Origin of the sequence: Streptomyces sp. ASQP_92 (assembly GCF_025399895.1) — a bacterium.
In the GTDB taxonomy this organism is placed as follows: Bacteria; Actinomycetota; Actinomycetes; order Streptomycetales; family Streptomycetaceae; genus Streptomyces.
The window spans coordinates 1-205 of sequence record NZ_JAODUA010000082.1 but is presented as its reverse complement, the minus strand read 5'-3'; the positions used below and the strand labels follow the sequence as shown (position 1 = coordinate 205).

The 205-nt window shown below is 61.5% G+C and carries 1 protein-coding gene; it reads right to left on the bottom strand.

Annotated features, from left to right (window positions below):
- Positions 1-55 precede the first annotated feature (55 nt).
- Positions 56-205 (bottom strand): ATP-binding protein (locus N4G70_RS37000; RefSeq protein WP_261717172.1); only part of this gene is annotated, 150 nt, incomplete at its 5' end.

The following is a 205-nucleotide window of genomic DNA, read 5'->3' as shown; positions in this document are numbered from 1 at the left end:
TGTCCGCGTACTTGCTTGAGTGCACCACCCCGTACGAAGTTGTGTGCGCCACTGGTCAGGCCACGTCGGTGTCCCGTTGGATTGCCTGAAGGCGGTTCTTGAGGCGGTAGCTATTGCCGTTGATGGAGACGACCTCGCAGTGGTGCAGGAGCCGGTCGAGGATTGCGGTGGCGAGGACTTCGTCTCCGAAGACCTGGCCCCATTC